This window comes from Streptomyces sp. NPDC101152, from assembly GCF_044768275.1.
In the GTDB taxonomy this organism is placed as follows: Bacteria; Actinomycetota; Actinomycetes; order Streptomycetales; family Streptomycetaceae; genus Streptomyces.
The window spans coordinates 1-5790 of the sequence record NZ_JBIWPO010000118.1; the positions used below are offsets into that span (position 1 = coordinate 1).

At 68.0% G+C, this 5790-nt stretch carries 5 protein-coding genes and 1 pseudogene; 4 read left to right on the forward strand and 2 right to left on the reverse strand.

Annotated elements, in window-relative coordinates; translation table 11 throughout:
* Positions 1–389: 389 nt before the first annotated feature.
* Positions 390–632: an SDR family oxidoreductase gene (locus tag ACIRVK_RS45175; protein WP_404257949.1), complete on the reverse strand. Its 243-nt coding sequence runs from the start codon at positions 630–632 to the stop codon at positions 390–392.
* Between ACIRVK_RS45175 and ACIRVK_RS45180 the strand changes: the two are divergent.
* The 4 genes and pseudogenes from ACIRVK_RS45180 to ACIRVK_RS45195 all read left to right on the forward strand — a co-directional run.
* Positions 604–729 (forward strand): annotated as a pseudogene (locus ACIRVK_RS45180) (aldehyde dehydrogenase family protein); the annotation flags it as partial. The gene ACIRVK_RS45175 and the pseudogene ACIRVK_RS45180 sit on opposite strands and share 29 nt — an antisense overlap.
* A gap of 34 nt (positions 730–763) precedes the next feature.
* A complete protein-coding gene (locus ACIRVK_RS45185) occupies positions 764–2200 on the forward strand; it encodes an aldehyde dehydrogenase family protein (RefSeq protein ID WP_404257951.1) in 1437 nt (478 codons plus the stop codon).
* Positions 2201–2237: 37 nt separating this feature from the next.
* A complete protein-coding gene (locus tag ACIRVK_RS45190) occupies positions 2238–3707 on the forward strand; it encodes a CoA transferase (protein WP_404257953.1) in 1470 nt (489 codons plus the stop codon).
* Positions 3708–4013: 306 nt separating this feature from the next.
* Positions 4014–4838: an SDR family oxidoreductase gene (locus ACIRVK_RS45195; protein WP_404257955.1), complete on the forward strand. Its 825-nt coding sequence runs from the start codon at positions 4014–4016 to the stop codon at positions 4836–4838.
* Positions 4839–4971: 133 nt separating this feature from the next.
* Here ACIRVK_RS45195 and ACIRVK_RS45200 read toward each other — a convergent pair whose 3' ends face one another.
* Entirely contained in the window at positions 4972–5622 is a 651-nt protein-coding gene (locus tag ACIRVK_RS45200; protein WP_404257957.1) for a PIN domain-containing protein, read from the reverse strand.
* Positions 5623–5790: the final 168 nt, after the last annotated feature.

Below are 5790 nucleotides of genomic sequence, written 5' to 3' on the forward strand. Positions count from 1 at the left end.
GTGATCACAGAGCGTCGCAACTCCATGATCACGGAGGCCTGTGCCCGCCTTGCGGCTGGGGCTCCCCATACCGCCTATCTGCGCGAGCTCTAAGCCGTTTCTGGATGCGGCGGGGTTATCGATGTACTCGAAGAGTGCGAGGTTCACCTCGGCCCGGGTGGTGGAGGTCCGGCCGCGGATCGCTCCACAGATCCCGCCCTGGCGGAGCTCGGACTTTGACACTCCAGCCACGCCGCGGCATCTACCGACGTTTCATGCCTCACTGATGTCGGCCAAGTGTCAAGGGACAGCCGAGCGTCGTCGCCGCGCGGTCGTGGTTGGACTGAGGGGGTGCGGGCGCTGAGCCAGGTGGCTGCTGTCAGACGGAAGGGTTTGCTGCGAACCATCGGTCAGGCCAGGACCGCGCCCCCGTCGATGCTCAGGAACGCGCCGTGGGCGAAGGCGGCGGCGTCGGAGGCGAGGTATGCGACTGCTTCGGCGATCTCGCGCGGTAGGCCGAACCGGCGGGCGGGCAGCGCGCCGGTGACGGCGGCGGCCCGGGGGTCACCGGCGATCATGGCCTGGATCTCTTCGGGCACGACGGGGCCGGGGGCGAACGGCGTGCCTTTCGGGGGGTTCAAGCAGAGCGGCATCGGCCGCGAACTGGGCCCCGACGCGCTCGACGACTACACCGAGACCAAGTCTGTGTGGATCGACGAGGGCAACCCGCAGATGTTCGGCCGCCACTGACACACGCCACCACGACGAGGGAGCTTTGAACACCGTGCTCGAGCACAAGAACCTCTACATCGACGGCGCCTGGCGCCGTCCCTCCGGCGACGAGGTGATCGAGGTGGTCAACCCGGCCACCGAGCAGGTCATCGCCACCGTGCCGGCCGCCACCACCAAGGACGTCGACGCGGCCGTCGCCGCCGCCCGCGCGGCGCTGCCCGCCTGGTCCCGCACGCCTCCGGCCGACCGCAGAGTCTTCCTGGACCGGCTCCACCGGGGCCTGGTGGAGCACGCGGATGAGATCGCCGCGACCATCACTGCGGAGATGGGCGCACCGCGGCAGACCTCGGGAAGGGTTCAGGCTGGGTTGCCGATCGCGGTCGCCGAGTCGTACGCCCGGCTGCTTCAGACGTACGAGTTCCAGGAGCACATCGGAACCACGCTCGTCGTCAAGGAGCCGGTCGGCGTCGTCGCCGCCATCACTCCGTGGAACTACCCGCTGCACCAGATCGTGGCCAAGGTGGCCGCCGCCCTGGCCGCTGGCTGCACCGTCGTGCTCAAGCCGTCCGAGGTGACCCCGCTCGACGCCTACCTCCTCACCGAGATCATCGATGCGATCGGGCTGCCCGCGGGCGTCTTCAATCTGGTGCCGGGCACCGGCGCCGTCGCGGGTGAGGCCTTGGTCGCCCACCCGGACGTCGACATGGTCTCCTTCACGGGATCGACGCGCGCCGGCAAGCGGATCGGTGAGCTCGCTGCGGCCACCGTGAAGAAGGTCGCGCTGGAACTCGGCGGTAAATCGGCCAACGTCATCCTGCCCGATGCCGACCTGGAGTCCGCGGTTCGTGGGGGAGTGGCCAACGTCCTGTTCAACTCCGGGCAGACCTGCACGGCGTGGACCCGGATGCTCGTGCACCGCGACTCCTACGAACGCGCGGTGCAACTGGCCCGGGAAGCGGCCGAGACCACGGTCGTGGGCGATCCCTCCGACGAGCGGACCCAGGTCGGCCCGCTCGCCTCGGCAATCCAACGCGATCGGGTGCGCGCCTACATCGCCGAGGGAATCGAACAGGGCGCCCGGCTGGTGACCGGCGGCATCGAGCCGCCGGCCGGACTGCTCGCCGGCTACTACGTCCGCCCCACCGTCTTCGCCGATGTCACCGAGGACATGACCATCGCCCAGGAAGAGATCTTCGGCCCGGTCATCGTCCTCATCCCGTACGCGGACGAGGACGAATCCCTGAGGATCGCGAACAACTCCCTGTACGGCCTGTCCGGAGCGGTCTTCTCGGCCAGCCAGGAACGCGCCCTCGCCTTCGCCCGCCGCCTGGACACCGGCATGGTGCACATCAACGGCGCCCCCCTGGACCTGCTCGCCCCCTTCGGCGGCTACAAGCAGTCCGGCAACGGACGCGAACTGGGCGTCCACGGTCTGGAGGAGTTCCTCCAGCCGAAAACACTGCAGCTCCCGGCACCGGCCGCGGCGTGATGGCCGCCCTGCCTGAAATCCGTGGAAGGACGGCGCAATGAACACCCCTGAACACCCGGCCGCATGGAGTTTTCTTTCCCAGATCTGGGACTCGCTCGGCGGGGACGAGAAGGCGCTGAAGCGGGTGAGCTTTACGGGGCAGGGCGCCCTGCGCTCCCCCTTCGCGGTCACCGATCTCGCCGCGGCGTCGTTCGCCGCGGCCGGCCTGGCCCTCAGCGATCTCCTGGCCACCGTCGGCGGTGGGGAGCCGCAGGTCCGGGTGGACCGAAGGCTCGCCAGCGGCTGGTTCGATCTGCCGGTCGGCCCTTCCCAGCCCCTCGACGACTCGGCGCGGCAGGGCATCCCGCACAAGTGGATGAGCGAGTTCCAGACCGCCGACGACCGATGGCTGCGTATACAGGCGACGTTTCCGACGCTGCGCGCCCGTATCGCCCATGCGCTGGGAACAGCGGAGGAACCGAGCCAGTTCGCCTCTGAGATCCGCAAGCACACGGCGGAGGACATCGAGCGCTTCCTGGTGGGGGAGGGTGCCGCTGTCGCGATCAGCCGCACCGTCGAGGAATGGCGACACCACTCTCAGGGCCGTGCCGTGGCCACGGAGCCCGTCGTGCACCTCCAGACCGGGGGTGCGGCCAGTGGCAACTGGCGGCCGACACCTGGCCGTCCGCTGGCCGGCATCCGCGTGCTCGACCTCACCCGGGTCATCTCAGGGCCGATGGCATCCCGCTTCCTCGCGGCCTGCGGTGCAGAGGTGCTGCGTATCGACCGTCCCGGCTCGGACGAGAGCAGCGGGGTCTTCGGGCGCGGCAGCGACGTCATGCTGGGAAAGCGCTGGGCGCTTCTCGACCTGCAGATCACGGCCGGCCGCGATCGATTCCTCAGCCTCCTGGCTGAGGCGGACGTCCTCGTGCACGGATACCGTCCCGGCGGCCTGGACAGCCTCATCGCCCCGGAGATCCGAGCCGCCGTACGCCCCGGCCTGGTGGAAGTGGCACTCAACGCCTACGGCTGGACCGGGCCGTGGAAGGACCGCAGGGGGTTCGACACCCTCGTCCAGTTCAGCAGCGGCCTCGCCGACGCCACGACGGCCTGGGCACTCGCCGACCCGGAGCACCGGACACCGATCAACGCGCTCGGCCGACTCGTCGACGCCGACCGGCCCCGGCACCTGCCCGTCGAGGCACTCGACTTCGCGACCGGATACCAGATCGCAGCAGCCGCCATCCGGGGACTGACCCGCCGAGTGACGACCGGCGAAGGCTCATTCTCCCGTCTCTCGCTCGCCCGCACCGCTGCGATGTTGATCGACGAGGGCCACGTGCCCGAGGAACCGGAGATCCGCCTGCCCCTCGACGGACCGTACGAGGACCGCGTCTTCGCCGGTGGTGACGGCCGCCCGGTGAAGCGGCTCGAGTTTCCTGTCACGATCGAGGGGAGCCCACTGTTTTGGGAACGACCGTTCGAGTCGGCGGGAACATCCGTACCGAGGTGGTCCACTGCCAGCTGACATCGTCCCGGCGGCCGCAACAGGCAAGTGGGACACGCGGCGCCGACTGTCGATGACGGTCTCTGGACCCGCTACAAGGCTGACAGGCCCCAGAGCACCCGCGACAACCCCTGTCTCAGCATCGACCTGACCCACAGTGATCCCCGGATCTTTGCTCGCCCACAGCCGGGGGGCCATCTCCGTGGCTTCGGCTCACCCCGCCTGCCACATGCGATCACGTCGTCCAAGCGGCCGCAGCGCAAGGTGTCGATGTCGGACATCCCCCTTTCAGTTCAGTCAGAAATCTCGTATTCCAGGAGTTTCTTCATGACCAAGATCTGGTTCATTACCGGTTCGTCCCGCGGCTTCGGCCGCAACTTCGTCAAAGCGGCCCTCTCCCGTGGCGACAAGGTGGCGGCCACCGCACGCAACACGGAAACCCTCGCGGACCTGGTCACCGCCCACGGCGACGCCGTCCTACCGATAGCCCTGGACGTGACCGACAAGCGTGCGGTCCTCGCCGCCGTCGAACGCGCCCACCAGCACTTCGGCCGTCTGGACGTCGTCGTCAACAATGCCGGATACGGCCTGTTCGGTACGGTCGAGGAACTGAGTGAGGAGCAGATCCGCGCCCAGTTCGAGACCAACTTCTTCGGTGCCCTGTGGGTGACCCAGGCCGTTCTTCCGATCCTGCGTCCACAGGGCAGCGGCCACATCGTGCAGATCTCCACCATCGGTGGCGTCACTGCCTTCCCGAACCTGGGCGGTTATCACGCCTCGAAGTGGGCCCTGGAAGGCCTCACCGACTCTCTGGCTCAGGAGGTCGCCGGGTTCGGCATCAAGGTCACCCTCGTCGAGCCCGGCGGGTTCGCCACCGACTGGGCCGGCTCCTCCGCCGTCCACACCCAGCCCCTGCCTGCCTATGACGGTGTACGAGCAGCCATGGCCGCTGCCTTCAGCGGTGCCGCGGTCGGTGATCCCACCGCGGCCGGTCCGGCCCTGCTCAAGATCGTCGACGCGGAGAACCCGCCGCAGCGGGTCTTCTTCGGCACCTTCCCCCTCCAGGTCATCCCCCACGTCTACGCCGAGCGGCTCAAGACGTGGAACGACTGGGCCGACGTGTCCGCACTGGCAGAGGGCCCGCAAGCCTGACCAATAACACTGGCGGGCCGCACGCACCTTCGCGTGGCGGACCAGCGCTGCCAGGGCCCTGGCAGCCGCGTGGTTTACAGCGACGGCCGAGGCTGGCGGGCAACGAACTCCGATCCGTCGACAGTGCAAGCACCTATCGCTTCGAGCTACACAACACGCGCAGGCGGTTTCCGGCGCGGAAGACGTAACTGGTGACCCCGGGCCGGCTCGTCCACGGCCGGACGAGTACGGCGTCCCCGTCGCCGAGACCGGTGTAGCCGCTGAGTGTGCTCAATCCACTCGCTGCCTCCGCCACGCCGTTCCGGACAGACGGCGATGCCAGCAGCTTTGCTGCAGCGGTCTCCGCGTCCTTCCCGGAGACCTCCTGGGTGAATTTGGAAACGACCTGGGCGAAGTTATCGAGCCTCGTCAGCCGGTTCTCCAGACCGCGGATGTCCTCGTTCATCGGATACGGGTAGGTGGTGCCGTCGCCGAAATCGGAGGTGTTGTCGGTGACGAAGTAGACGTGCTGGTCGGGGTTCTGCTCAAGAAAATCCAGGATGGAGAACCAGATCGCCGCATCACGGCCGCCCTCGGAACGGTCCTTGTTCCGCTTCGCCGGCGGAAGCGCCATCGCCTCACGCTGATAGGCCCTGCGGATGGCTGCGTCGCTGGTCTCGATGACCTCGAAGATCTCCCCGTACGCATGCCGCCAGTAGTCCAGGAAGCGCTCCAGATCCAAGGACTCCAGGGAGCTCTTCAGCTCCCAGGGAAGAATCTCGCGCAGCTTGTCCAGAGAGTTCACGATCGCTTGGTACCTGGCGGGGTAGAACCGCGCCTGGTGAGCGGCCAGCTCCTCCAGGACCATCCAGGGCACGGGGGTGTGTCAACTTAACGGCTGATCTTGGTTGTTAGGTTATCGCTGGTTGGTGGGGGTCAGGCGGCCATCGAAGGCGATCTGGAAGGCGTTGAG

Bases quoted from the DNA above. Each gene is read 5' to 3' on its own strand.
- ACIRVK_RS45175 (WP_404257949.1), bottom strand. From the start codon at position 632: ATGCCGCTCTGCTTGAACCCCCCGAAAGGCACGCCGTTCGCCCCCGGC.
- ACIRVK_RS45195 (WP_404257955.1), top strand. From the start codon at position 4,014: ATGACCAAGATCTGGTTCATTACCGGTTCGTCCCGCGGCTTCGGCCGC.
- ACIRVK_RS45190 (WP_404257953.1), top strand. From the start codon at position 2,238: ATGAACACCCCTGAACACCCGGCCGCATGGAGTTTTCTTTCCCAGATC.